The 25,757-nt window shown below is 71.1% G+C and carries 22 protein-coding genes; 9 read left to right on the forward strand and 13 right to left on the reverse strand.

Features of this window, described 5'->3' with window-relative positions; all coding sequences use genetic code 11:
* The first annotated feature begins 57 nt into the window (after window positions 1–57).
* Window positions 58–1,074 (forward strand): tripartite tricarboxylate transporter substrate binding protein, encoded by a 1,017-nt coding sequence (locus tag LG388_RS23680; protein ID WP_225785002.1) that lies wholly within the window; start codon window positions 58–60, stop codon window positions 1,072–1,074.
* Window positions 1,075–1,314: 240 nt separating this feature from the next.
* Here the strand turns inward: LG388_RS23680 and LG388_RS23685 are convergent, their stop codons facing one another.
* From LG388_RS23685 to LG388_RS23715, 7 genes are all read right to left on the reverse strand, one after another.
* Entirely contained in the window at window positions 1,315–2,325 is a 1,011-nt protein-coding gene (locus LG388_RS23685; RefSeq protein ID WP_225785003.1) for an XdhC family protein, read from the reverse strand.
* A 13-nt stretch (window positions 2,326–2,338) separates the two neighbouring features.
* On the reverse strand, window positions 2,339–2,908 hold the full coding sequence (locus LG388_RS23690; RefSeq protein ID WP_225785004.1) for a CoxG family protein: 570 nt from the start codon (window positions 2,906–2,908) through the stop codon (window positions 2,339–2,341).
* A gap of 11 nt (window positions 2,909–2,919) precedes the next feature.
* Window positions 2,920–4,155: a VWA domain-containing protein gene (locus LG388_RS23695; RefSeq protein ID WP_225785005.1), complete on the reverse strand. Its 1,236-nt coding sequence runs from the start codon at window positions 4,153–4,155 to the stop codon at window positions 2,920–2,922.
* 256 nt (window positions 4,156–4,411) lie between these two features.
* On the reverse strand, window positions 4,412–5,338 hold the full coding sequence (locus LG388_RS23700) for a MoxR family ATPase (RefSeq protein WP_225785006.1): 927 nt from the start codon (window positions 5,336–5,338) through the stop codon (window positions 4,412–4,414).
* Window positions 5,339–5,374: 36 nt separating this feature from the next.
* Window positions 5,375–6,169, reverse strand: a complete 795-nt coding sequence (locus LG388_RS23705; protein WP_225785007.1) for a xanthine dehydrogenase family protein subunit M — start codon at window positions 6,167–6,169, stop codon at window positions 5,375–5,377.
* A gap of 19 nt (window positions 6,170–6,188) precedes the next feature.
* Window positions 6,189–8,630 carry a xanthine dehydrogenase family protein molybdopterin-binding subunit gene (locus LG388_RS23710; protein ID WP_225785008.1) on the reverse strand — a complete coding sequence of 814 codons (2,442 nt, stop codon included), beginning with the start codon at window positions 8,628–8,630 and terminating at the stop codon, window positions 6,189–6,191.
* A gap of 15 nt (window positions 8,631–8,645) precedes the next feature.
* Entirely contained in the window at window positions 8,646–9,131 is a 486-nt protein-coding gene (locus LG388_RS23715; protein ID WP_225785009.1) for a (2Fe-2S)-binding protein, read from the reverse strand.
* Between the two features lie 244 nt (window positions 9,132–9,375).
* Between LG388_RS23715 and LG388_RS23720 the strand changes: the two genes are divergently transcribed.
* Together LG388_RS23720 and LG388_RS23725 are read left to right on the forward strand one after the other, a co-directional pair.
* Window positions 9,376–10,536 (forward strand): helix-turn-helix domain-containing protein, encoded by a 1,161-nt coding sequence (locus LG388_RS23720; protein ID WP_225785010.1) that lies wholly within the window; start codon window positions 9,376–9,378, stop codon window positions 10,534–10,536.
* A 98-nt stretch (window positions 10,537–10,634) separates the two neighbouring features.
* Entirely contained in the window at window positions 10,635–10,958 is a 324-nt protein-coding gene (locus LG388_RS23725; protein ID WP_225785011.1) for a thioredoxin family protein, read from the forward strand.
* A gap of 180 nt (window positions 10,959–11,138) precedes the next feature.
* Here LG388_RS23725 and LG388_RS23730 read toward each other — a convergent pair whose 3' ends face one another.
* On the reverse strand, window positions 11,139–11,966 hold the full coding sequence (locus LG388_RS23730) for a TOBE domain-containing protein (RefSeq protein ID WP_225785012.1): 828 nt from the start codon (window positions 11,964–11,966) through the stop codon (window positions 11,139–11,141).
* A gap of 68 nt (window positions 11,967–12,034) precedes the next feature.
* On the opposite strand from LG388_RS23730, the gene modA reads away from it, so the two are divergent.
* The 4 genes from modA to LG388_RS23750 all read left to right on the forward strand — a co-directional run bounded on the left by modA (window position 12,035) and on the right by LG388_RS23750 (window position 17,004).
* Window positions 12,035–12,832 carry a molybdate ABC transporter substrate-binding protein gene (gene modA / locus LG388_RS23735; protein WP_225785013.1) on the forward strand — a complete coding sequence of 266 codons (798 nt, stop codon included), beginning with the start codon at window positions 12,035–12,037 and terminating at the stop codon, window positions 12,830–12,832.
* A 267-nt stretch (window positions 12,833–13,099) separates the two neighbouring features.
* Entirely contained in the window at window positions 13,100–13,753 is a 654-nt protein-coding gene (modB, locus tag LG388_RS23740) for a molybdate ABC transporter permease subunit (protein ID WP_225785014.1), read from the forward strand.
* A gap of 55 nt (window positions 13,754–13,808) precedes the next feature.
* Entirely contained in the window at window positions 13,809–14,435 is a 627-nt protein-coding gene (locus LG388_RS23745; RefSeq protein ID WP_225785015.1) for an ATP-binding cassette domain-containing protein, read from the forward strand.
* A gap of 130 nt (window positions 14,436–14,565) precedes the next feature.
* Window positions 14,566–17,004, forward strand: coding sequence for a PAS domain S-box protein (locus LG388_RS23750; protein ID WP_225785016.1), 2,439 nt, complete (start codon window positions 14,566–14,568; stop codon window positions 17,002–17,004).
* 39 nt (window positions 17,005–17,043) lie between these two features.
* Here the strand turns inward: LG388_RS23750 and LG388_RS23755 are convergent, their stop codons facing one another.
* Entirely contained in the window at window positions 17,044–18,351 is a 1,308-nt protein-coding gene (locus LG388_RS23755) for an SUMF1/EgtB/PvdO family nonheme iron enzyme (RefSeq protein WP_225785017.1), read from the reverse strand.
* Window positions 18,352–18,531: 180 nt separating this feature from the next.
* On the opposite strand from LG388_RS23755, the gene LG388_RS23760 reads away from it, so the two are divergent.
* Complete coding sequence (locus LG388_RS23760; RefSeq protein ID WP_225785018.1) at window positions 18,532–19,152, forward strand: TRAP transporter small permease subunit; 621 nt, start codon at window positions 18,532–18,534, stop codon at window positions 19,150–19,152.
* A gap of 18 nt (window positions 19,153–19,170) precedes the next feature.
* Window positions 19,171–21,036: a TRAP transporter large permease subunit gene (locus LG388_RS23765; RefSeq protein WP_225785019.1), complete on the forward strand. Its 1,866-nt coding sequence runs from the start codon at window positions 19,171–19,173 to the stop codon at window positions 21,034–21,036.
* Window positions 21,037–21,342: 306 nt separating this feature from the next.
* Here LG388_RS23765 and LG388_RS23770 read toward each other — a convergent pair whose 3' ends face one another.
* The 4 genes from LG388_RS23770 to xseB all read right to left on the reverse strand — a co-directional run bounded on the left by LG388_RS23770 (window position 21,343) and on the right by xseB (window position 25,630).
* Window positions 21,343–22,425, reverse strand: coding sequence for a TRAP transporter substrate-binding protein (locus LG388_RS23770; protein WP_225785020.1), 1,083 nt, complete (start codon window positions 22,423–22,425; stop codon window positions 21,343–21,345).
* A 126-nt stretch (window positions 22,426–22,551) separates the two neighbouring features.
* Window positions 22,552–24,411, reverse strand: coding sequence for a 1-deoxy-D-xylulose-5-phosphate synthase (dxs, locus tag LG388_RS23775; RefSeq protein ID WP_225785021.1), 1,860 nt, complete (start codon window positions 24,409–24,411; stop codon window positions 22,552–22,554).
* A gap of 32 nt (window positions 24,412–24,443) precedes the next feature.
* Window positions 24,444–25,382, reverse strand: coding sequence for a polyprenyl synthetase family protein (locus LG388_RS23780; protein ID WP_225785022.1), 939 nt, complete (start codon window positions 25,380–25,382; stop codon window positions 24,444–24,446).
* Complete coding sequence (gene xseB / locus LG388_RS23785) at window positions 25,379–25,630, reverse strand: exodeoxyribonuclease VII small subunit (protein ID WP_225785023.1); 252 nt, start codon at window positions 25,628–25,630, stop codon at window positions 25,379–25,381. Before xseB ends, LG388_RS23780 begins: the two co-directional genes overlap by 4 nt.
* Window positions 25,631–25,757 lie beyond the last annotated feature (127 nt).

Genomic DNA, 25,757 nt, shown 5'->3' on the forward strand with positions numbered 1-25,757 from the left:
ACTGTTAAATTTTGTTAGATAAGGTCCGCTGTTTCTTTTTGATACCTGCGGACTTTCATGCTGCTGACCAGACGCCGTCTTCTCCATTCCTGCGCCGCCGGCGCCGTCGCCCTGCTGGGCTGGCCGGCCGGGGCGCAGGACCGGGCGGCGCCGCGTCCCGCCCCAGCCCCTTCGGGCGGCACCTGGCCCAACAAGCCGCTGCGCCTGCTGGTGGGCTTCCCGGCCGGCGCCTCGCCGGACCTGGCCGCGCGCGCCGTGGCCGAGCCGCTGGGGCGCCTGCTGGGCCAGCCGGTGCTGGTCGAGAACAAGCCGGGCGCCAGCGGCAACCACGCGGCGCTGGAGGTGGCCCAGGCGCGCGACGAACACACGCTGGGCGCGCTGATCAACGGCAACATGACCATCGCCCGCCTGCTGGACCCGAAGACGCCTTTCGACCCCGAAAAGGACTTCGCGCCCGTGGGGCTGATGGGCACGGCGCCGCTGGTGCTGGCCGTGAGCGGCCAGGCCGCCGGCAAGACGCCGGCCGAGCTGCTGCTGTGGGCGCGCAACCAGGGCACGGACGCCAAGTACGGCACGCCCGGCAACGGCACGGTGGGCCACCTGGGCATGGAACTGCTGAAGATGCGCATCAGCATCCGGGCGGAACACAAGCCCTTCAGCGGCAACCCGCAGGTGATCGAGGCCATGCTCAAGGGCGAGATCCAGATGGCGCTGCTGCCGCCGGGCCTGGCGGCACCGCACATCCAGGCGGGCAAGCTCAAGATGATCGGCATCACCTCGCCCGAGCGCAGCCCGCTGACCGGCGACTGGCCCACGCTGCGCGAAGCCGACGTGCGCGGCGCCGACCTGGAGATCTGGACCGCGCTCGCGGCCCCGGCCACGCTGCCGGCGGCGCATGTGCACAAGCTCAATGCCGCACTGTCCCAGGTGCTGCGTTCCGAACCTGTGGTGCAGGCGCTGCTGAAGGCCGGCTGGCAGGCGCGCGGCGGCGACAGCGACGTGCTGGCCCGCCGCATGCGCAGCGACACCAGCACGCTCGGCGGCGTGATCCTGATGCGCGGCATCAAGACCTGAGAAGGTGTGAACGAACCCGACATGCCCGCTCATTGCGCCAAAACACACCCGCTCTGCGTTGCAAATGCTCGCCATAGCCCGAGCTATGGCTGCGCTTTGCGCCTTGATCGGTCGCGTTTTCGCGGCCTGCTCGGCCACGCCGGATTCATTCACACCTTCTGAGGGGATGCCGGGCAGCTGCCGCGGGCCTCGGGCGCCCGCGCCGCGGCAGGGCGCCACGACGCGGGAAGGGCCGGCCTGTCATGCCGGCGCCGCGCGCAATTCCTTGGCCGCGGCCACCTCGATCTCGCGCGGCAGCGTCACGGCATTCTTGACCGCCAGGATCTCCGCCATCACGCTCACCGCGATCTCCGGCGGTGTCTTGCTGCCGATGTAGATGCCGATGGGGCCGCGCAGGCGTGCGAGCGAGGCCTCGCTCTGGCCAAAGTGCTCGATCATGCGCTCGCGCCGCGCCTGTGCATTGCGGCGCGAGCCGATCGCGCCCACGTAGAAGGCGGGGCTGTCCAGCGCCTCCAGCAGGGCCAGGTCGTCGAGCTTGGGATCGTGCGTGAGCGCGACCACGCAGCTGCGGCTGTCGGGCGCGAAGGCGCGCACCGCATCGTCGGGCATGTCGGTGGACAGCGCCACGCCGGGCACCTGCCAGCTGCCGCGGTACTCGGCGCGCGGGTCGCACAGCGTGACCGCGAAGCCCGAGAAGTTCGCCATCGTCGCCAGGTACTCGGCCAGCTGGCCGGCGCCGATCAGCAGCATGCGGTATTCGGGGCCGAAGGTGTTGACCAGGCGCAGCGCGTCGATCTCCAGCGCCGCCGGTGCCGCCGCCGGCTGCAGGCGCACCCGCCCGTCGGCCAGGTCCACCTCGCGCTGCACCAGGCGGCCGGCTTCCAGCTGCGCCACCAGGTCGGCCAGCGCCTGCGCATCGGGGTCGAACTCCAGCAGCAGTTCCAGCGTGCCGCCGCAGGGCAGGCCGAAGCGATGGGCCTCGTCGGCCGTCACGCCGTAGCGCACCTGCCGCGGCGCGCCGCCGGGCATCGCCTGGCCGCCCAGCCGGCTGTGGCGCGCGACCAGGTCGTCCTCGATGCAGCCGCCCGACACCGAGCCGACCACCGCCCCGTCTTCGGCCAGCGCCATGATCGAGCCGATCGGCCGCGGCGACGAGCCCCAGGTGCGCACCACCGTGGCCAGCAGCGCGCGGCGGCCCGCCAGCCGCCAGTCGCGCAGGTGCCGCAGCACCCTCACATCCAAGTTTTCCATCGTGCGGCGATTGTCAGCCGGCCTCTTCGCCGGCCGGGTCCTTGCGGCCGAAGCCCATCTTCTGCATGAGGCCTGCCATGCGGCCCGGCTTGTCGGCTTCGGCCGGCGGCGCATCGGCGCCGGCCTCGGGCGCCGGCCCGTGGCGGCGCTGCATCTCGGCCTCGAAGCGCTTGAAGAAGTCGTCGGCCATGGACTTGGCCGCGCCGTCGATGAGGCGCTGGCCCATCTGCGCGATCTTGCCGCCCACCTGGGCCTGCACGGTGTAGGCCAGCTCGCAGCCCGCCCCCGTGGGCGTGAGCGAGACCGACGAAGCGCCCTTGCCGAAGCCGGCCACGCCGCCCTGCCCTTCGAACGCGAGCCGGTAGCTCGCGGGCGGGTCCATGTCGCTGAGCGTCACCTTGCCGTTGAACTTGGCCGAGACCGGGCCGACCTTCACGGCCATCGTCACGGCGTACTCGCCGTCGCCCGTGGCCTCGAAGCGGTCGCAGCCCGGCAGGCAGCCCTTGAGCGTGTCGGGGTCGTTGAGCGCGTCCCAGGCCTGTTGCTGGGTCACGGCGAGTTCGCGCTTGCCTTGCATGTCCATGGTGGCTTCCTTCAATGCCGGTTCGATGCGAAAGAGGGACCGCGCTGCAGCAGTGCGGCGATGCTTTGCGCCAGGTCTTCCAGCGCCTGCAGGTTGTGCACGGCGAGCAGGGCGTCGCTCGCGCGCTGCAACTCGGCGGCGCCGCGCGCCAGCGGCGCATAGCCTTCGAAGCGCAGCAGCGGGTTGAGCCACAGCAGCCGACGGCTCTGGCGGCGCAGCCATTGCAGCTCTTGCCGCAGGGCGCCGGGCTCGCCGGTGTCCAGGCCATCGCTGATGAGCAGCACCAGCGTGCGGCCGCCCACGAGCCGGCGCGCGTGCTGCCGCCGCAGCTGCGCCAGGCAGTCGCCCAGGCGTGTGCCGCCGGCGAAATCCGTGATCGAGGCGCTCGCACGCCCCAGCATGGCGTCGGTGTCGGCCATGCGGAAGGCCGGCGTGAGATCGGTCAGTGAAGTGCCGAAGGCGAAGACGTCGCGCCGCGCGCGCCCGCCCGCCGCCCCGCGCGTGGCCGCATGCAGGAAGGCCAGCAGCAGCCGCGCATAGCGCTCCATCGAGCCCGACACGTCCACCAGCACCAGGAGGGGCAGCGGCTGCTCGCGCCGTACCAGCCGCGGCAGGCGCAGCAGTTCGCCACCCGTGCGGGACGCTTCGCGCCAGGCGCCGGGCCAGTGCAGGCGGGCCTGCGCCCGCGCCTGCCCGGTCACGCGCAAGCGGCGGCCCGGCACGGTGGGCACGGGCAGCGCGATCTCGCGTGCCAGCCGCTCGACCAGCCGGTACTCGGCAGCGCCCAGTGCGTTGAAGTCGGCCTGCCGCAGACGCTGGCGATCGCTCGCGGTCATGGCGGCGTCGAACTGCACTTCGCGGTCGTTCTGCGCTTCGGTCCGCGGTGCGCAAGGGGCGGCCAGCGCCTCGCGCACGCGCGGCCGGGCCTTCGGCGGCTCGGCGCGGCCTTCGGCCGTGGGCAGCATCTGCGCCAGCATGCGGTGCGCGAGCTCGGGGTCGCGGAACCAGGCGTCGAAGAGTTCGCGGAAGACTTCACGGTCCTGCTCACGGCTCACCAGCACGGCTTCCAGTGCGGCGCCGAGGTCGTGGCGGTCCTGCACGCCCACCAGCTGCGCGGCCTGCGCGGCGAGCGCCATGCGCGCGGCATCGACCGGCGCGCCGGCGCGCCGCAGCGCGCGGCCGAAGCCGATCAGGTTGGGCAGCAGCTTGCCGCGCCGCGCATCGCCGAGCTGGTGGACGCGTTCCATCCCCGTGGCGCCCCGCCCGAAGCCATGCGGCGTCCCCTCGGAGGACAGCGGATCGCGCGAAGCGCAGTGGCGCGGGGCTTTCATCTCACCGGTCTCAGAAGGTGTGAATGAATCCGGCGTGGCCGAGCAGGCCGGGAAAACGCGACCGATCAAGGCGCAAAGCGCAGCCATAGCTCGGGCTATGGCGAGCATTTGCAACGCAGAGCGGGTGTGTTTTGGCGCAATGAGCGGGCATGTCGGGTTCGTTCACACCTTCTCAGGCGCCGTCGGCGGGCGCGAGCAGTTCGGTGGCCAGCTGCGCGTTCAGGGCCGCCACGTCGTCGCGCTGCTTGAACAGGATGCCGGCCGTGTCCACCACCACTTCCGGGTCCAGCGACACGGTGTCCAGCGCCACCAGCGCGCGCGCCCATTCGACGCTTTCCGCGATGCCAGGGGCGCGCTGGAAGGCATTGGCGAAGGGCTGGCCGCGCAGGCGCTGCACGAAATCGGCCACCTGGGCCGACAGCGCCGCGCCCGCGTCCGGCACCCGCGCGCGCACGATGGCGAGTTCGCGCTCGCGCGCGGGGTAGTCCAGCCAGTGGTAGAGACAGCGGCGCTTGACAGCGTCATGCAGCTCGCGCGTGCGGTTGCTGGTCAGGATCGTCACGGGCGGCACCGCCGCGCGCACCGTGCCCAGCTCGGGGATGCTGACCTGGTACTCGCCCAGGTATTCGAGCAGGAAGGCCTCGAAAGGCTCATCGGCCCGGTCCACTTCGTCGATCAGCAGCACCGCGCCCGGAGGCGGCGCCTGTAGCGCCTGCAGCAGGGGGCGGCGGATCAGGTAGCGCGGCTGGTGGACCTCGGCCTCGATGTCCTCGACCGACCCTCGGGCCTTGGCCGCGCGCATGTGCAGCAGCTGCGCGGCGTAGTTCCACTCGTACAGCGCCTCGCGCTGCTCCAGGCCGTCGTAGCACTGCAGGCGCAGCAGCTCGCGCCGCAGCGCGGCCGCGAGGGCCTTGGCCAGTTCGGTCTTGCCCACGCCGGGCTCGCCTTCCAGCAGCAGCGGCCGCTGGAGCCGGAGGGCCAGGTAGACGGCGGTGGCCAGGCGGCGATCGGCCAGATAGCCGCAGTCCGCCAGCCCCTGCACCAGCGCATCGATGGAGCCGAATGGCGCGGCGGCGGCGTTCAGCGAAGCATCAGCCATCGGGCAAGGAGCACGGCATGCCGGGGCGGCCGCGCCTCATCCCAGCGCCTTGGTCACCGCGCGCTGGGCGAGCACGCCGATGAGGTGGGCGCGGTACGCGGCGGTGGCGTGCAGGTCGCTGTTGAGCCCGCTGTCGTCGATGGCCACGCCTGCCGCCGCTTCGGGCGTGAAGCTGTTCGACAGCGCCGCTTCGAGCCCCGCATGCCGGAACACGCCATTGCCCGCGCCCGTGATCGCCACGCGGACGCCGTTGCCGGCAAAGCGCGCCACGAACACGCCGACCAGCGGGAAGTGCGAGGCCTTCTGGCGCAGCTTCTCGTAGGCCGCCTGCTGCGGCAGCGGGAAGCGGATCGCGGTGATCAGCTCGCCCTCTTCCAGCGCCGTGGTGAACAGGCCCTGGAAGAAGTCGTCGGCCGCGATCTCGCGCTTCGTCGTCTGCACCGTGGCGCCCGAAGCCAGCACCGCGCTCGGGTAGCAGGCCGCCGGGTCGTTGTTGGCCACCGAGCCGCCGATCGTGCCCATCTGGCGCACCTGGCGATCACCGATGCGCGAGGCGAGGTCCGCGAGCGCGGGGTAGGCGCTGCGCACGAGGTCGCTGGCGCCCACCTCGGCATGGCGCGCCATGGCGCCGATCACCAGCGCGTCGCCCTCGCGGCGGATGCCGCGCAGCTCGGCACAGGCACCGAGGTCCACCAACTGCTCATGGGCCGACAGGCGCAGCTTCATCGACGCGAGCAGCGTCTGTCCGCCGGCCAGCGGCTTGCCGCCGGCGGCCACGGCCTTCTGCACGTCGGCCAGCGCCTGCGGGCGCTCGAGGGTGAATGCATACATGGCTTGTGTCTCCTCGCGTTCAGGTCGGACGGCCCTGGGTGCTGGCCGTGAGCGGCGCCTGCTCGGGCTGCTGGGTCGCGCTGGTGCGGCCCTTGCGCATGGCTTCCCACACGCGCACCGGCGAGGCCGGCATGTCGAAGTCCTTCACGCCCAGCGGGCGCAGCGCGTCGAGCACGGCGTTGATGACTGCCGGCGGCGAGCCGATGGCCCCGGCCTCGCCGCAGCCCTTGGTGCCCAGCGGGTTGTGCGTGCAGGGCGTGCAGACCGTGTCGAGCCGGAACTCGGGGAAGTCCTCCGCGCGCGGCATGGCGTAGTCCATGAAGCTGCCCGTGAGCAGCTGGCCGGTCTCGCTGTCGTAGACGCAGTTCTCCATCAGCGCCTGGCCGATGCCCTGCACGATGCCGCCATGCACCTGGCCTTCCACGATCATCGGGTTGATGATGGTGCCGAAGTCGTCCACCGCGGTGAAGCGGTCGATCCTGACTTCGCCCGTGGCCTTGTCGATCTCCACCTCGCAGATGTAGGTGCCGGCCGGATAGGTGAAGTTGGTCGGGTCGTAAAAGGCCGTCTCGTTCAGGCCCGGCTCCAGCTTGTCGAGCGGGTAGTTGTGCGGGACGTAGGCCGTGAGTGCCACCTGGCCGAAGGGGATCTTCTTGTCGGTGCCCTTGACGGTGAACTCGCCGCCCGCGAACTCGATGTCGGCGTCGTTCGCTTCCATCAGGTGCGCGGCGATCTTCTTGGCCTTGGCCTCGATCTTGTCGAGCGCGCGCATGATGGCCGCGCCGCCCACGCTGATGGAGCGCGAGCCGTAGGTGCCCATGCCGAAGGGGATGCGGCCCGTGTCGCCGTGTACCACGTCCACGTTCTCCACCGGAATGCCCAGGCGCGCCGCCACCACCTGCGCGAAGGTGGTCTCATGGCCCTGGCCGTGGCTGTGCGAGCCGGTGAACACCGTTACGCTGCCGGTCGGATGCACGCGCACCTCGCCCGCCTCGAACAGGCCCGCGCGCGCACCCAGCGCACCCGCGATGTTCGACGGCGCCAGGCCGCAGGCCTCGATGTAGCTGCTGTAGCCGATGCCGCGCAGCTTGCCGGCCCGCTCGCTCGCGGCCCGGCGCGCCTCGAAGCCGCTCACCTCCGCCAGTTCCTGCGCGCGCTTCATGCAGGCGTGGTAGTCGCCCACGTCGTACTGCAGCGCCACGGGCGTCTGGTACGGGAACTCGGTGATGAAGTTGCGCTTGCGGATCTCGTCCTGGCCCAGGCCCATCTCCCAGCCGCAGCGCGTGACCAGGCGCTCCAGCAGGTAGGTGGCCTCGGGCCGGCCCGCGCCGCGGTAGGCGTCGACCGGCGCGGTGTTGGTGAACCAGGCGTCCACTTCCACGTACACCTGCGGCGTGCGGTACTGGCCCGCGAGCAGCGTGGCGTAGAGGATGGTGGGAATGGCCGTGGAGAAGGTCGACAGGTACGCCCCCAGGTTCGCGTCGGTGTGCACGCGCATGGCCAGGAAGTGGCCGTCCGCGTCCATCGCCATCTCGGCGTGGCTCAGATGGTCGCGGCCATGCGCATCGCTCAGGAAGGCCTCGCTGCGGTCGGCCGTCCACTTGATGTTGCGGTTGAGCTGCTTGCTGGCCCAGGTCAGGGCCACGTCCTCGGCATAGAGGTAGATCTTGGAGCCGAATCCTCCGCCCACGTCGGGCGCGATCACGCGCACCTTGTGCTCGGGCAGGCCCAACACGAAGGCCGTCATCAGCAGGCGCTCGACGTGCGGGTTCTGGTTGGACACGTAGAGCGTGTACTCGTCGCCGGCGCGGTTGTAGCCGGCGATGGCCACGCGCGGCTCGATGGCGTTGGGGATCAGGCGGTTGTTGACCAGGTCCAGCTTCGTGATGTGCGCCGCGCCCGCGAAGGCGGCCTCCACGGCGGCCTTGTTGCCCAGCGTCCACTTGTAGCATTGGTTGTCGGGCGCGGCGTCATGGATCGTGACCCCGCTCTGCTTCTTCGCGGCATCGGCCACGTTCACGAGCGCCGGCAGCACCTCATAGTCGACCACCACGGCCTCGGCGGCGTTGCGGGCCTGCTCGGCGGTCTCGGCCACCACCATGGCCACGTGGTCGCCCACGTAGCGCACCTTGCCGATGGCCAGGATGGGGTGTGGCGGCTCCTTCATCGGCGAGCCGTCGGGATTGTTGATGAGCCAGCCGCAGGGCAGCCCGCCCATCTTGCCGTCGATGTCCTTGCCGCTGAAGATGCCGACCACGCCGGGCATCTTCTCGGCCTCGGCCGTGTCGACCGAGCGGATCGCCGCATGCGCATGCGGCGAGCGCACGAAGACCGCGTGCGCCTGGTTCGGCAGCACGATGTCGTCGGTGTAGTTGCCGGCCCCGGTCAGGAAGCGTGCGTCTTCCTTGCGGCGCACGGCCTCGCCGATGTGCGGCAGCTTGGCGAAATCGGAAGCACCCATGGCCACTCTCCCGGTTCAGGCCGAAGCCGGTTGCGACGACGCCATCGCCTGCCCGCCCATCTGCACGGCCTTGACGATGTTCTGGTAGCCCGTGCAGCGGCACAGGTTGCCGTCCAGCAGTGCACGCACCTGCTGCGCGTCGGCATTCGGATGCTGCTGGCACAGGTCGATGGCGCTCATCACCATGCCCGGCGTGCAGAAGCCGCACTGCAGGCCGTGGCATTCCTTGAACGCGGCCTGCATGGGATGCAGCGTGCCGTCTTTCTGCGCCAGGCCTTCGATGGTCGTGACTTCGGCGCCCGCCACCTGGGCGAGCAGCACGTTGCAGCTCTTGATGGCGCGCCCGTTCAGGTGCACGGTGCAGGCGCCGCATTGCGCCGTGTCGCAGCCCACGTGCGTGCCCGTGAGCCGCAGGTGATCGCGGAGGGCGTAGACCAGGAGGGTGTGGGGCGGCGCGTCGATGGACACCTCGCGCCCGTTGACGGTGAGGGATACCTGCATGCTGGCTGTCTCCGTGTGATGAGATGGCTGGGGCCCTGCCGCGCGCCGGGAGCGTGGCAGGCGCTGCGCTCGGGCACGCCGCAGGCTTGCGGCCCATGCATGGTCGACAGGCGCACCGGCCGCAGCGCCTAGGCAAAACCCGAGGTTCGTTGCGGCCCCGGCTGGAAATTCTCAAAATGGAACAGCCCCACCGCCGCGCGCACTCGCAAGCGGCAAGACCACCAAAGCTGACGACACAAGCGCCATGGCCGCCTGCCTGCCCGATCCCACCGGCTTCACGCGCGGCGACGCCATCGCGCTCGCGCGGCGCCACTGGCTGCTGGGCGAGCGCGTGCCGGCCGCCGGCACCGCCGCCGCGGGCATCGACAGCGCCATCACGCGCTCCTGGCAGCGCTGCCTGGCCGCGGGCCGGCGGCCGGGCCAGCGCATCGTGTTCGACCCCGTGCCGCTGCACCGGCGGCGCGAGGCCGAGGAGCGGCAGCGCCCCCTGCGCGAGGCGGCCGCGCCCGTGCTGGCCCAGCTCGCGCGCGCCATCGCGGGCACGCATTACTTCGCCATGCTCACCGACGCGCAAGGCCAGGTCATCGAGACCGCGGCCGTGCCGCCCGACGCGCCGCGCGCCGCGCAGGACATCGCGCGCGTGGGCGTCGACCTGTCGGAAGCCGCCGTGGGCACCACGGCCATCGGCCTGGCGCTGGCCGAGCGGCGCACCGTGTGGCTGCACCGCGGCGAGCATTTCTTCGACGACACGCAGGTCTACACCTGCGCCGGCGCGCCGCTGTTCGATCCGCAGGGGCAGTGCGCGGGCATGCTGGATCTCACGGGCGTGGACGTGCCCGAACGCCCCGAACTGCAGCACCTGGCCCGGCAGGCCGCGGGCGCCATCGGGCATGGGCTGCTCAAGGCGCTGCCCGCCGCCCTGTGGCTGCAGTTCAACTGGCCCGGCTGCCTCGGCGCGCCGGGGCTGGAGGACGGATCGCCGCCCGTGGACGACGGCGTGATGGCGCTCGACGCGGACGGCCGCGTGCTGGGCGCGAACAGCACCGCGCGGCAGCTGCTGCCCCTGCGCGCCGGCGCGCCCGGCGACACGCACGCGGGCGAGCTGCTGGCCGTGCCCGTCGACCTGCTCTTCGACGCGGCGGCGCGGCATCCGCAGGCGGTGGAGCTGCCGCTGTGGTCTGGACTGCGGCTGCAGGCGCGGGCCTGGCGCCCCGGGCCCGGCGCGCGCAGCACCGGCGCCGGCGGCGGGGTGCGCGCCACGCCCGGCCTGCGCGAGTTGCAGGGCCGCATGATCGAGCAGGCCGTGCGCGATGCGCATGGCAACGTGGCCGAGGCCGCGCGCGCGCTGGGCGTGAGCCGCGCGACCGTCTATCGGCAGCTCGGCGCCGGCCGCCGGCGGCGCTAGCAGGCAGCTGTCCCCTCCGCCGGCGACGGCCGGCTTCCGCCAGGGGCGCGGCGCATGGGCCGACAGGCCCTCGATGCGTGCGGGCCCACAATCGCTCCATGACGACTCCCTACGCCACCGACCATCCCAAGCGCGACGAGGTGGACGCGCAGCCCGGCCTCACCGTGCTGGAATTCGGCGCCAACTGGTGCGGCATCTGCAAGGCGGCCCAGCCGGTGATCGCCGAGGCCCTGGCCGAGGCGCCCGCGGGCCTGCGCCACATGAAGCTGGAAGACGGCAGCGGCATCCCGCTGGGGCGCAGCTTCGGCGTCAAGCTCTGGCCCACGCTGATCTTCCTGCGCGACGGCCAGGAGGTCGCGCGCGTCGTGCGCCCGACCCGCGCCGACGACGTGCGCGCCCCCTTGGCGCAGCTCGCCGGCTGACACCAAATGGCCGTCGGCTCAGAAGGTGTGAATGAATCCGGCGTGGCCGAGCAGACCGTCCAGGGGTGCGCCATCGAGGCGCAAAGCGCAGCCATAGCTCGGGCTATGGCGAGCATTTGCAACGATGAGGGCGTGCACCTGGGCGGGATGAGCGGGCATGTGGGGTTCGTTCACACCTTCTCAGCCCGGCAGGGCCAGGACCACGGCCGAGGCTTCCAGCCGCGCCCATACCCGCTGGCGGCGGCGCAGGGACACGCCCGGTGCCGCGAAGCCCACCAGTTCCAGCCCGCAGCCGGCCAACCGCACGCCCAGCTCGTCGCCCTGGTCGGCGCCCTGATCGGCGGCTCGCGCGCGTGACACCCGCGCCACCGTGCCCGCCAGCGCATTCACGCCCGCGCCCTCGCCCGGCGCGCCGTCCAGCGCCTGCACGCGCACGGCCGTCGCCTTGCACAGCGCGAGGGCGGGCAGGCCCGCCTGCAGGCCCAGCAGCTGCGCGCTCTCCTGCGTGACGGCGGCCGTTAGGCGGGCCGCCGGCGCCCCGGCGCCTTCGGCCGCGCCGTCGCCCAGCCGCATCCATACCAGCACCTGCCGGCCGCGAATTTGCAGGGCTTCGATGGTGCCGGGCAGCTGGTTGCGCATGCTGGTGCGCACGCGCAGGCTGGCCGCGGCGCTGCCGGCGCCGCGGCCTTCGGCTTGCGGGCCGGCGAGGGCGCGCCGCGCGCGGTCATAGGCCTGGGCCATCTGCAGCAGCGCCTGGCCTTGCGCCGTCAGGCGCGCGCCGCCGCCGCCGGCGCCGCCCACCACGCGCTCCACCAGGGGCACACCGGCCAGGTTGGTGAGCGTGGCCACGGCCTGCCAGGCGGCCTTGTAGCTCACGCCGGCGTCGCGGGCGGCCTGCGAAATGCTGCCCGTGCGGCCGATGCCGCGCAGGATCTCGATGCGCTTGTCGGTCGCGCTGTGGCCCAGGGCGGCACTCAGCGCGCCGCGGTCTTGCGGGCGGTCTTGCATGGCGCGCATTGTGCGGCCGGGCCCAGCATGCCGGCCGGCGGATGCTGCTACATTTCGCTATTCCTTCCATGAATAGCGAAAAGGACATCGACATGCCGGCACGCCCCCGCCTGCGCTTGCTGCGCCACCTCGGCCTTGCGGCCGTCCTGGGCCTGGGCGGCGGCGCCGCCTGGGCCCAGGAGATCGTGGTGTCGGCCGCAGCCAGCCTCACCAACGCCTTCCAGGCCGTGGGCCAGGCCTTCGAACAGGCCCACCCGGGCCACAAGGTCACGTTCAACTTCGCCGCCTCGGGCGCGCTGCTGGCCCAGATGCAGCAAGGCGCGCCGGTGGACGTGTTCGCCTCGGCCGACCAGCCGACCATGGACAAGGCCGTGGCGGCCCGGCTGATCGCCGAGGGCTCGCGCGCCGACTTCGTGCGCAACGAGCTGGTGCTGATCGTGCCGGCCAAGCGCACACAGACCCCGGCCGAGCTCAAGGACCTGGAAAGCGATGCCTACAAGCGCATCGCCACCGGCACGCCGGCCTCGGTGCCCGTGGGCCGCTACACGCAGACCGTCGTCGAACAGGCCGGCCTGACGGCCGCGCTGCAACCGAAGTGGATCTTCAGTGAGAGCGTGCGCCAGGTGCTGGACTACGTGGCGCGCCAGGAGGTGGACGCCGGCTTCGTCTACCGCACCGACGCCATCCACCGCAAGGACGAGACACGCATCGCCTTCGCCGTGCCCACGCAGACGCCCGTGAGCTACCCCATCGCGCAGGTGGCGGCCAGCAGGCAGGCCGCCACGGCCCAGGCCTTCATCGCCTTCGTGCGCGGCGCCCAGGGGCAGAAGATCCTGCAGGGCTTCGGTTTCAGCGCCGTCCAATGAGTCCCCCCCAGGCCGCTGCACGGCGACGCCCTCTGCTGCGCGATGGAAGCACACCCGACGGTCCGGCCAAGCCGGTCCCATGGCTGCCCTGAGAAGGTGTGAACGAACCCCACATGCCCGCTCATCCCGCCCAGGTGCACGCCCTCATCGTTGCAAATGCTCGCCATAGCCCGAGCTATGGCTGCGCTTTGCGCCTCGATGGCGCACCCCTGGACGGTCTGCTCGGCCACGCGGGATTCATTCACACCTTCTGAGTTCTTTCGCCGCATGCTGACGCCCCTCTGGCTCACGCTCAAGGTCGCGCTACTGGCCACGCTGCTGGCCGGCGTGCTGGGCGTCGGTCTGGGCTGGTGGATGGCGCGGCGGCGCTTTGCGGGCCATGCGGTGATCGATGCCGCGCTGGTGCTGCCCATGGTGCTGCCGCCCACGGTGGTGGGCTATTACCTGATCGTGCTCGTGGGCCGCCAGGGACCACTGGGCCGGTGGCTGGAAAGCAGCTTCGGCATCACGCTGCTCTTCACCTGGCAGGGCGCCGTGCTGGCCGCGGCCGTGGTGGCCCTGCCGCTGATCTACAAGGCCGCGCGCGCGGCCTTCGAGGACACCGACGCCCGCTTCGCGCAGGCCGCACGCACGCTGGGCGCTCCCGAGTGGGAAGTGTTCCTGCGCATCAGCCTGCCGCTGGCCCTGCGCGGCATCGGCGCCGGCCTGGCGCTGACCTTCGCGCGCGCCATGGGCGAGTTCGGCGCCACCCTGATGATCGCGGGCAACCTGCCCGGGCGCACGCAGACGCTGTCGGTGGCCGTCTACAGCGCGGTGCAGGCCGGCGACGATCCCCTCGCCCTGCGCCTGACCCTGCTGATCTCGGCCGTGTGCATCGTGCTGCTGGTCGTCGCCAGCCGGCTGCTGCAGCCCAGACACTGAGTCTTCCCCCTTGCGCGCAAGCCCGCCCCCCTCCGCCCCCGTTCTGGACCTGCACGTGCAGGCCCTGCTGCGCGCCGGCGAACGCCGCTTCGCGCTGGACGCCGCCTTTCGCAGCGAGGCGCCGCGCACGGCGCTGCTGGGCGCCTCGGGCTCGGGCAAGTCCACCTTGCTGCAGATCGTGGCCGGGCTGCTGCCGGGCGCGCGCGGCCATGTGCGCGTGCAGGGCCGTGTGCTGCTCGACAGCGCGGCCGGCGTGGACCTGCCCGCGCGCCGGCGCCGTATCGGCTACCTGTTCCAGGATTACGCCCTGTTCCCGCACATGACGGTGCTGCAGAACCTGCGCTTCGGCGCACGGACGCCGGAGGCGGCGGCACAGATCGACGGCCTGCTGCAGCGCTTCGACATCGCCACGCTGCGGGGCGCCCTGCCGCGCGATCTGTCGGGCGGCCAGCGCCAGCGCGTGGCCCTGGCGCGCGCGCTGGCGGCGCAGCCGCAACTGCTGCTGCTGGACGAGCCGCTGTCCGCACTGGACGCACCGCTGCGCGCACGGCTGCGCGCCGAACTGGCGGAGATGCTGGCGCGCGTGCCGGTGCCGGCGTTGATCGTGACCCACGATCCGCAGGATGTGGACGCACTGGCCCAGGCCGTGGTGCGCATGGACCACGGCCGCGTGGTGGGCTGAGCCGGGCTGGCTGGCCCGGCGGAAGTGGCCGCGCCCGGGCCTGCGCGGACCGGGGCCGCGTTCGCGCCTCCGGCTGACAGGCGTGGGGGGAGGCGCTTCGCACAATCGCGCCCACATCGCCCGCCCCCTCATGCATTCCGCGCCTTCCCCCGCCGTCTGGCCCCATGTCTCCGGAGAGGCCGCCGCGCGCATCCGCAGCCTGCACGCCCACGCCACACCGCTGGGCGAGCCCCAAGCGTGGCCCGCCGCCCTGCGTTCGGTGCTGGACCTGGCGCTGCCTTCGCAAGCGCAGATCGTGCTGTTCTGGGGGCCGGAGTTCGTGGCCTTCTACAACGATGCCTATGCGCCCACCATTGGCGCCAAGCACCCGGGCGCCATGGGCCGGCCCGCCATCGAGCACTGGGGTGAGCTGTGGGACGACCTGCAGCCGCTGCTCGACCGCGTCTATTCGCTGGGCGAGACCGTGTCGGCCCGCGACCGGCCTTTCCACATCAACCGCCACGGCCACCTGGAAGAGGTGTTCTTCGACATCTCCTATTCGCCGATCCGCCAAGCCGATGGCGCCGTGGGCGGCGTCCTGTGCATCGTCAGCGAAACCACGCAGCGGGTGCGTGCCACGCAGGCGCTGGCGCTCAACGAGGCGCGCCTGCGCGAGCTGAATGCGCAATGGCGCATGGCCCAGGACGCCGGCGGCGTGGGCGTGTTCCAGCTCGACATCCTCCACGACTGCGTCTATGCCTCGCCGGGCTTTTGCCGCATCTTCGGCCTGCCCGAGCAGAGCGTGATCCCGTCCGCGCGGATCGAGGCGCTGCGCGCCCCGCAGGACCCGCAGGACCCCGGCGACCCGATGTCGGACTCGGCCAGCCGCCGCGCCGGCCATGCGCCGCTGGCCGTCGAGTACCCGATCCTGCGCGCCGACGACGGTGCGCGCCGCTGGGTGGCGCGGCGCGCGGAGATCGTGAACGACGCGCAGGGCCGGCCCGTGCTGATGCGCGGCGTGGTGCAGGACGTGACCGAGCGCCACGAATCGCGCCTGGAACTGCAGCGGCTCAACGCCACACTGGAGCAGCGCGTGGAGCAGCGCACGCGCGAACGCGACCGGCTCTGGCGCCTGGCCACCGAGGCCATGGTGGTCACCGATCTGGCAGGCCGCATCGAAGCCGTGAATCCCGCGTGGCATGCCCTGCTGGGCTGGACCGAAGCGGAACTGCTGGGCCGGCAGATCCTGGACTTCGTGGTCGAGGACGACCGGCAGCTCTCGGCCAGCCAGATGCAGCGCGTCAACCAGGGCCAGGTGCTCACGCGCTTCGAGAACCGCTGGATGCACAAGGACGGCAGCCTGCGCACGCTGTCGTGGTCGGCCGTGCCGCACGAAGGCTTCATCCATGCCGTGGGCCGGGACGTGACGGCCATGCGCGAATCGGAACAGCGGCTGCGCCACAGCCAGAAGATGGAGGCCATCGGCCAGCTCACGGGCGGCATCGCGCACGACTTCAACAACATGCTGCAGGGCATCACCGGCGCGCTGGAAGTGATGCGCCGCCGGGTGGCCAAGGGCCAGGTGGACGACCTGGAGCGCTTCATGGACAGCGCCACGCAATCTGCCCAGCGCGCGGCCTCGCTGGTGCAGCGGCTGCTGGCCTTCTCGCGCAGGCAGTCGCTGGACCTGCGCGCGGTGGACGTGAACGCGCTGATCGGCTCGATGGAAGAGCTGCTGACGCGCACGCTGGGCGAGCAGATCCAGCTGCGCATGCAGCTCGCGCCCGATGCCTGCCCCGCCTTCGGCGATGAAAGCCAGCTCGAAAGCGCGATCCTGAACCTCGCCATCAACGCGCGCGACGCCATGCCGCACGGCGGCGAACTGCACCTGTCGACCCGCAACACGGAATTGGGCGCGGCCGAGGTGCAGAACATCGATGGCCTCGCGCCCGGGCCCTACCTGGTGATCGCGGTGCGCGACACCGGCACCGGCATGTCGGCCGACGTGCTGGCCCAGGCTTTCGACCCGTTCTTCACCACCAAGCCCATCGGCCAGGGCACGGGGCTGGGCCTGTCGATGATCTACGGCTTCGCGCAGCAGGCCGGCGGCCATGTGCGCATCGACAGCAGCCCGGGGCGCGGCACCACCGTGTCCTTGCTGCTGCCGCATGCGCGCGGGGTCCAGGCCGAGGCGCCCCGCGCCGAGCCTGCCGCGCTGCCGCAGGGCCAGGGCGAGGTGGTGCTGGTGGTCGAGGACGACCCGGGCGTGCGCCTGCTGGTGCTGGAGGTGCTGGACGAGCTGGGCTACCGCGCGCTGCAGGCGGCCGACGGCCGCGCCGCGCTGCCCATCCTGCGCTCGGACGCGCGCATCGACCTGCTGGTGAGCGACGTGGGCCTGCCCGGGGTGAACGGGCGGCAGCTGGCCGAGATCGCCCGCCTGCACCGCCCGGCGCTGCGCGTGCTGTTCATGACGGGCTACTCGGAATACGCCACGAACCGGGGCAGCTTCCTGGGCACGGGCATGGAGATGATCAGCAAGCCCTTTCGCGTGGACGAGCTGGCGCACCGCATCCGCGACATGCTGGGCTGAAGCAGCGCGGGCGGTCGCCGGAAGGTGCCGGCGGCACGCTCACAGCGCGCAGGTGCGAAAGCCCGTGAAGCCGGTGTCCGTCCCGGGCAGCGCAAAGTCGCGGGCGCGCTCGCTGCGCGCGCGGGCCCGCGTGGCAAAGCTGGCGCCGCGCAGCACGCGCGCGCGGCCGAAGGCCGGCACCGGATCGAACTCGCTCCCGGCGCTCCAGGGGTCGGCGGTGAAGCCGGGCCAGGGCGCCAGCGGCTGCGCCACCCATTCGCGCACCTCGCCCCAGCGGAAGCCGCGGCGCGCGGCCGTGACGGCGGCGATCTCCCATTCGGCCTCGCCCGGCAGCCGGCGGCCGGCCCAGCGCGCCCAGGCATCGGCCTCCCACCAGCTCAGGTGCTGCGCGGGCTGCGTGCCGGCGGCGCGCACCATGCGGCCGAAGCGCTGCACGAGCACGCCGCCGCCCTCGCCGCCCGGGCCGCGGCCGGTGCCGATCTGCGCCACATGGCGCGGCGCGCGACGCGCCTGCGCCTGCCGCCAGGCCCAGCCCTCGGGGTGCCAGAGCGCTTCGCGGTCGTAGCCGCCATCGGCCACGAATTCGGCGTACTGCTGCCAGCTCACGGGCTGGGCATCGATTTCGAACTCCGGCACCGCCAGCGCGAGTTGCCCGCTTTCCTGCGCCCAGTGAAAGCCCGGCGACGATCCCGCGCCCAGGGTCCAGCGCGTGGCCGGCAGCCCCAGGGCTTCGCGGGCGGCGCCCGGCGCCGGCGGCTCCCAACCCAGCGACAGGCCCAGCGTCTGCGCGACCACCAGCAGCTGTTCGCTGCGCAGGTCTTCGTGGAACAGCGCGAGGCGGTAGAAGTACAGGCCGGCGTCGCTCATGTCGGCCCGCTCCAGCAGCTCCAGCGTGCCTTCCAGCGTTTCGAGCAGGTAGGCGCGCGCTTCGGCCATGCCCGGCACGTCGGGGCCGTTGCGCTGCGCAGGCGGGCAGCATTGCGGGTCCCAGGCGGCGTCGGCGCCCGGGTCCAGCGAGGCCAGCCGGGTCGGCCGCGCGGGGCAGGCCGCGCCGAGCGCGCGCTGCGTGTTGCGCGCGATCCAGGCTTCGGCGAACCAGCCCAGGTGGCCGGCCAGCCAGCGCGGCGGCGGCAGGTGATCCGGCAGCGCCGCGGGCAGCCGCAGCTCGGCCGATCCCAGCGCCTGCTCGAACTGCGACAGCAGGTGCAGCGTGTGGTTGCGCGCGTCGATCAGCGCGAGCGACAGCAGTTCGGCGCCGGCGCCGCGCATGGCGGGCGCATCGATGGAGCCCACTGGCGTCAGATAGGCGCTCGGCTCTGCGCGGCGGTCCCGCTGGGATTCATCCATCCGCACATTATTGCGGGCGCAGTGCCGCAACCGGCCCACCCGCGGGGATACCCCGGCGGCGGGCAACATCCGGGTACAACTAAAATTCTGCCGCCTCACGCACCCGATCCGTTGGCACACAAGGCCGGCGCGTCGGGTGCGTTCGTATCAGGGTACCGCCCTTTATAAATTGGAGTAGACATGCAAGGCTTGCTCAAGCTCTCGCGCGCCATCGACTGGATGAACGCGCAGGTCGGCAAGGTCGTGATCTGGCTGATCATGGCATCCACCGCCATCAGCGCGCTCAATGCGCTGGTCCGCTACATCTTCCGCACCAGTTCCAACGCCTTCCTCGAAGTGCAGTGGTACCTGTTCGCATGGTCCTTCCTGGTGGCCGCGGGCTTCACCTTGCTGCAGCGCGAGCACGTGCGCATCGACGTGCTGAACAGCCGCCTGCCCAAGAAGGCGCAGATCTGGATCGACATCGTCGGCTTCGCGCTCTTCCTCACGCCCCTGTGCCTGCTGGTGCTGTACTACACGGTGCCGATGACGATGCAGCAGTACGCCACCGGCGAGATGTCCGGCAACTCGGGCGGGCTGATCCGATGGCCCGTGTGGCTGGCGCTGCCCGTCGGCTTCACGCTGCTGATGCTGCAGGGCTGGTCCGAGCTGATCAAGCGTATCGCCTTCCTGACCGGCGACGGCCCCGACCCGACCATCAAGCCGGGCGAGAAGAGCGCCGAGGAAGAACTGGCCGAGGTGCTGCGCCAGCGTGCCGAGCAAGAAGCCGCCCAGGCCCCCGGCGCCGCGGCCGCACGCTGAGAACGAGGGAGCATCCAAGTGGAGTTCATCACCACCAATTTCGCCCCGATCATGTTCGCGGGGCTGATCGTGTTCCTGCTGCTGGGCTTTCCCGTGGCCTTCAGCCTCGGGGCCTGCGGCCTCACCTTCGGCATCATCGGCATCGAGCTGGGCGTGTTCCCGTCCTCCGTGCTGGCCTGGCTGCCGCAGCGCCTGATCGGCATCATGGCCAACGACACGCTGCTGGCCGTGCCCTTCTTCACCCTGATGGGCCTGATCCTGGAGCGCAGCGGCATGGCCGAGGACCTGCTCGACACGGTCGGCCAGGTGTTCGGCCCGATGCGCGGCGGCCTGGCGCTGGCGGTGGTCTTCGTGGGCGCGCTGCTGGCCGCCACCACGGGCGTGGTCGCCGCCTCCGTGATCTCCATGGGCCTGATCTCGCTGCCCATCATGCTGCGCTACGGCTATGACCGGAAGTTCACCAGTGGCGTGATCGCCGCATCCGGCACGCTGGCGCAGATTTTGCCGCCTTCGTTGGTGCTGATCATCATGGCCGACCAGTTGGGCCGCAGCGTGGGCGACATGTACAAGGGCGCCTTCGTGCCGGCCTTCATGCTGATGGGCTGCTACGTGGCCTATATCGCCGGCCTCGCCATCTTCAAGCCGGCCAGCGTGCCGGCGCTGCCGGCCGAGGCCCGTGTGTACCGCGAGGCCAACGGCAGCGGCGGCTACCAGTCGCTGCTGGTGCTGATGGTGATCTCCTTCCTGGTGTCGGTCTTCCTGGCCCGCCACATGCCCGAGGTCCACAGCTGGTGGCTGGACAAGGAAGTGACCTCGGTCGCCACCGACGAGAAGATCGTGGTCGCCATGTGCGGTGGCGCCTTCGTGGCGCTGGTCATCGCGCTGCTCAACAAGTACGCCAAGCTGGGCCTGCTGTCCCGCCTGGCCGAGCGCGTGACCTTCGTGCTGATCCCGCCGCTGCTGCTGATCTTCCTGGTGCTGGGCACCATCTTCCTGGGCATCGCCACCCCCACCGAAGGCGGCGCCATGGGCGCCATGGGCGCGCTGATCATGGCCTGGGTGCGCAAGCGCCTGGACATGAAGCTGCTCAAGCAGGCCCTCGCGGCCACCACCAAGCTGGGCAGCTTCGTGATGTTCATCCTGATCGGCGCCACGGTCTTCGGCCTGGTGTTCCAGGCCGCCGACGGCCCGATCTGGGTGGAGCACCTGCTGGCCAGCCTGCCGGGCGGCCAGGTCGGCTTCCTGATCGTCGTCAACATCCTGGTCTTCTTCCTGGCCTTCTTCCTGGACTACTTCGAGCTGTCCTTCATCGTGGTGCCGCTGCTGGCGCCCGTGGCCGACAAGCTGGGCATCGACCTGATCTGGTTCGGCGTGCTGCTGGCCATGAACATGCAGACCTCGTTCATGCACCCGCCTTTCGGCTTCGCGCTGTTCTTCCTGCGCTCCGTGGCGCCCGACAAGCCTTACGTGGACCGCGTGACCAAGAAGGTGATGGACCCGGTCACGACCATGCAGATCTACAAGGGCGCCATTCCCTTCCTGATCATTCAGCTGTTCATGGTCGGCGTGATGATCGCCTTCCCGAACCTGGTCACGGGCAGCCTGGACAAGGTGCAGGAATACGACATGAAGGCCATCGGCGACCAGATGCGCGAAAGCCTGCAGCCGTCCCCCGACAGCGGCTATGGCTCGGGCGAAGGCTATGGTTCCGATGAAGGCTATGGCTCCGACGAAGGCTACGGCTCCAGCGAGCCGCAAAGCCCTGGTCAGCCGGCGCCGGAATCCGCCGCGCCGGGCAGCAGCAGCGATGCGCCCGAAGCCACGCCGGACGATCCGCTCAAGGCGCTGCAGGAGTCGATGAAGCCCGCACCGACCCAGAACTGAGGAGCGGCCACCGGCTCCTTCGGCCCGTTCTTCGACGGGGGCGCCTGCGGCAACCAGAGCCTGCGCACCGCGCAGGCTTTTTTCCTTGGCCGCGGATGGGCCCTGGCGTCGCGCCCGGCGCCTCCCCTGTGCGCCGGCCGCCACGACACCGGCGGCACGGCGCCAAGAAGATGGGCACGCGCCCCCGAGGGCCCGGCCCCGTTTCCCCATCGCCCACGAAAAAGCCGCGCAATGCGCGGCTTTTTTCATTCGGCTCGCGGGCCGGTCCGGCGCCTGCGGGCATTCGCCCGCAGGCGGGACCCGGGCTCAGATCTTCACGCCGTTCATGTACTGGTTGTACGGGTACTCCGAGAAGCGGTTCCACAGGATCTGGTCGCGCTGGAAGGCACGCATGTCCTGGTGGATCTTCTTGAAGGTCGGCGACTTGGCTTCGTGCTCGGCGAAGGTCTCCATGCAGGCCTTGAAGCCGGCGTCGATGACGGACTTGGGGAAGGCCTTGAGCTGGGTCTTCTCGGCCACCAGCTTCTTGAGCGCGATGGGGTTCAGCGCGTCGTACTTGGCAGTCATGTCCGCAGCGGCCACGGCCATGGCGGCGTCGAGGATGGCCTTGTTCTCGGCCGACAGCGCGTTGTACTTCTTCAGGTTGATGAAGAACTCCAGGTCGGCGCCACCTTCCCACCAGCCGGGGTAGTAGTAGAACGGCGCCACCTTGTGGAAGCCCAGCTTGGCATCGTCATGTGGCACCGTGAATTCGGCCGCATCCAGCGTGCCCTTTTCCAGCGCCTGGTAGATGTCGCCGGCGGGCATATTCTGCGAGACCACGCCCAGCTTGGCCATGCCCTCGCCGAACACGCCGCCGCCCATGCGCATCTTCAGGCCCTTGAGGTCTTCGGGCGTCTTGATCTCCTTGCGGTACCAGCCGCCCATCTGGGTGGTGGTGTTGCCGGCGCTGGCGGCACGGAAGTTGTACTGGGCGAAGAATTCGTCCATCAGCTTGCCACCGTTGCCATGCAGCTTCCAGGCCGAGTTCTGGCGCGCGGTCAGGCCGAAGGGCACGGCGCAGCTGAAGGCGAAGGCCGGATCCTTGCCGGTGAAGTAGTAGGCGGCCGTCTGGGCCATCTCGATGTTGTCGCCCTGCAGCGCATCGACCACGCCGAAGGCCGGCATCAGTTCGCCGGCCGGGTGCACGGTGATCTCGAACTTGCCGCCCGACAGGGCCTTCACGGTCTGCGACAGCTTCTCGGCGCTGCCGAAGATGGTGTCCAGCGAGCGCGGGAAGCTCGAAGCCAGGCGCCAACGGACGGCCGCTTGAGCATGCACAGCAGGGGCGACACCAGCGGCCAGCACACCAGCCAAGCCTGCGTTCTTGATGACGGAACGACGATCCATTGAGAACAACTCCAAATCAAACAAACAAAAAACGCGGCTTGTGGCCGCGTTACCAACCTTTTGAGGCAAAGGCCATTGTAAAAACGCGCTTACATCCCCTGCTGCGGGTTTTCCCTGCGCAAGCCGTCAGGCAGGGGCCGCGCCGAAGCGTTGCGTGATCGCGTTCACGATGCCCGCGGCATCGAGGCCCTCGGCCGACAGCAGCCGGGCCGGGTCGCCGTGCTCGATGAAGCGGTCGGGCAGGCCCAGTTGCAGGATCGGGCGCACCAGGCCCATCCGCGCCAGCGCCTCGGCCACCGCGCTGCCGGCGCCGCCCATCACGGCGCCCTCTTCCACCGTCACGAGCGAATCGTGCGTCTGCGCAATCTGCTGCAGCAGCGCCTCGTCCAGCGGCTTGGCCCAGCGCATGTTGGCCACGGTGGCGTCCAGTTGCTCGGCGGCCTGCAGCGCGGGGTACAGCAGCGTGCCGAAGGCCAGGATCGCGATGCGCTTGCCCTGACGCCGCACCTCGCCTTTGCCGTACGGCAGGCCCTGCAGCGACAGCGCGGGCTCGGTGCCCACGCCCGCGCCGCGCGGGTAGCGCACGGCCACCGGGTGGTTCTGCTCGTAGGCCGTGGTCAGCAGCTGGCGGCACTCGGCCTCGTCGGCCGGGCAGGCGATGGCCATGTTGGGGATGCAGCGCAGGTAGGCGATGTCGTAGTTGCCGGCATGCGTGGCGCCGTCCGCGCCTACCAGGCCCGCGCGGTCGAGCGCGAAGACCACCGGCAGGTTCTGGATCGCCACGTCGTGGATCAGCTGGTCGTAGGCGCGCTGCAGGAAGGTGGAGTAGATGGCGACCACCGGCTTGAGCCCTTCGCAGGCCAGGCCGGCGGCGAAGGTCACGGCGTGCTGCTCGGCGATGCCCACGTCGTGGTAGCGCTCGGGAAAGCGTTGGTGGAATTCGACCATGCCCGAGCCTTCGCGCATGGCCGGCGTGATGCCGACCAGCCGGCCGTCCTGCGCCGCCATGTCGCACAGCCACTGGCCGAAGACCTGCGTGAAGGTGCGCTTGGGCGCCGTGGCCGGCTTGACCAGGCCCACCGAAGGATCGAACTTGCCCGGCCCGTGGTAGGCCACCGGATCGGCCTCGGCCAGCTTGTAGCCCTGGCCCTTCTTGGTCACCACGTGCAGGAACTGCGGGCCCTTGAGCTGCTTGATGTTCTCCAGCGTGGGGATCAGCGAATCGAGGTCGTGGCCGTCGATGGGGCCGATGTAGTTGAAGCCGAACTTCTCGAACAGCGTGGCCGGCACGACCATGCCCTTGGCCTGCTGCTCGAAGCGCTTGGCCAGCTCGAACAGTGGCGGCGCATTCTTGAGCACGCTCTTGCCCACGTTCTTGGCCGCGGCGTAGAACTGGCCGCTCATCAGCTGCGCCAGGTAGCGGTTGAGCGCCCCCACGGGCGGGCTGATCGACATGTCGTTGTCGTTCAGGATCACCAGGAGGCGCACGTCGTCATGCACGCCCGCGTTGTTCAGCGCCTCGAAGGCCATGCCGGCCGTCATGGCGCCGTCGCCGATCACGGCGACGGCATGGCGGTCCTCGCCCTTCTGGCGCGCGGCCAGGGCCATGCCCAGCGCAGCCGAGATGCTGGTGGACGAATGCGCGGTGCCGAAGGTGTCGTACACGCTTTCGGCGCGCTGCGGGAAGCCCGAGATGCCACCCAGCTGGCGCAGCGTGGGCATGCGCTCGCGCCGGCCCGTGAGGATCTTGTGCGGGTAGGTCTGGTGGCCCACGTCCCACACGATGCGGTCGGCCGGCGTGTCGAAGACGTAGTGCAGCGCCACCGTGAGTTCCACGGTGCCCAGGTTGGAGCTGAGGTGGCCGCCGGTGCGCGACACGTTGTCGAGCACGCAGGCGCGCACCTCGTCGGCCAGCTGCTTGAGCTGCGCGCGCTCCAGCCGGCGCAGGTCCGCGGGGTCGTTGATGGTGGGAAGCAGTGGGGCCATGTCTTTATCCGTTGCGCGGGCGCCGGGGGGTGTCACCGGTCGCGGTCCACCACCATGTGGGCCAGGGCCCGCAGGGCGGCGGTGTCGGACAACTGCGAGCCTGACAGCGCGTCCAGCGCCTGCGCGAGCAGCACCTGCGCGCGCGCGCGGGCGCCGTCCAGCCCCAGCAGCGACACATAGGTGGGTTTGTCGTCGGCGGCATCCTTGCCGGCCGTCTTGCCCAGGGTCTGGGAATCGGCGACCACATCGAGGATGTCGTCCACCACCTGGAAGGCCAGGCCCAGCGCGGCGCCGTAGTCGCGCAGGGCGGCCGCCGCCTGCGCCGGCAGATCGCCCGCGCAGGCCGCGCCCATTTCCACGCTGCCTTGCAGCAGCGCGCCGGTCTTGAGGCGGTGCATCTGCTGCAGCTGCGCCTCGTCCAGGCGCCGGCCCACGCTGTCGAGGTCGATGGCCTGGCCGCCGGCCATGCCCTGGCTGCCGGCCGCGCGCGCCAGCAGGCGCGCCAGGCGGGCCTGCACGCGGGCCGGGATGGCGTCGTCGTCGGGCACCAGCAGTTCGAAGGCCAGGGCCTGCAGCGCGTCGCCGGCCAGCAGGGCCGGCGCTTCGCCGAACTGCACATGCGCCGTCGGCTTGCCCCGGCGCAGCACGTCGTTGTCCATGCATGGCAGGTCGTCATGCACCAGGGAGTAAGCGTGGATCAGCTCGACCGCGCAAGCGGCACGCAGCGCCGCCTGCGCCAGGCCCGCACGGGCGTCGGCGCTGGCCTGGGGCTGCACGGCCTCGCTGGCGGCCAGCACCAGCAGCGGGCGCAGGCGCTTGCCGCCGTCCAGCACCGCATAGCGCATGGCATCGCCCAGGCCGGCCGGCGCCTGCACGCCCACCCAGCGCGAGAGCGCCGCTTCCACCGCCGCCAGACGCGGCGCCGACCAGGCCGCCAACGCGGCCGCGGACCAGGGGGCACTCACCGTCATGCCCCCTGCCACGGCTTGAGCACGCCGGCGTCCAGCACCTGGATCTGGTCTTCCACCGCCTGCAGCCGTTCGCGGCAGAAGGCCAGCAGCGCCGCGCCGCGCTGGTAGCTCACCAGCAGCTGGTCCAGCGGCAACTGGCCTCCCTCCAGGGCGGCCACCAGCTGATCCAGCTCCTGCACGCCGGCTTCGTAGCTGTCGGGCAAGGGGGTGGCGGGCAAGGGGGCGGAGGAAGAAGAGGCCTTCGGCATGCGGCAGACGGTGAACGAAACGGGCCATTCTAGGAGCCGCCCCGGCTCGCCCGCCGCGGCCCGCGCCGCGCCCGCTATTTCCGACGGGACGAAAGGAGAAGGCCGGCGGATAAAACCGGGGTACAAT

It is taken from the genome of Xenophilus sp. Marseille-Q4582, assembly GCF_916700565.1.
GTDB lineage: Bacteria > Pseudomonadota > Gammaproteobacteria > Burkholderiales > Burkholderiaceae_C > Xenophilus.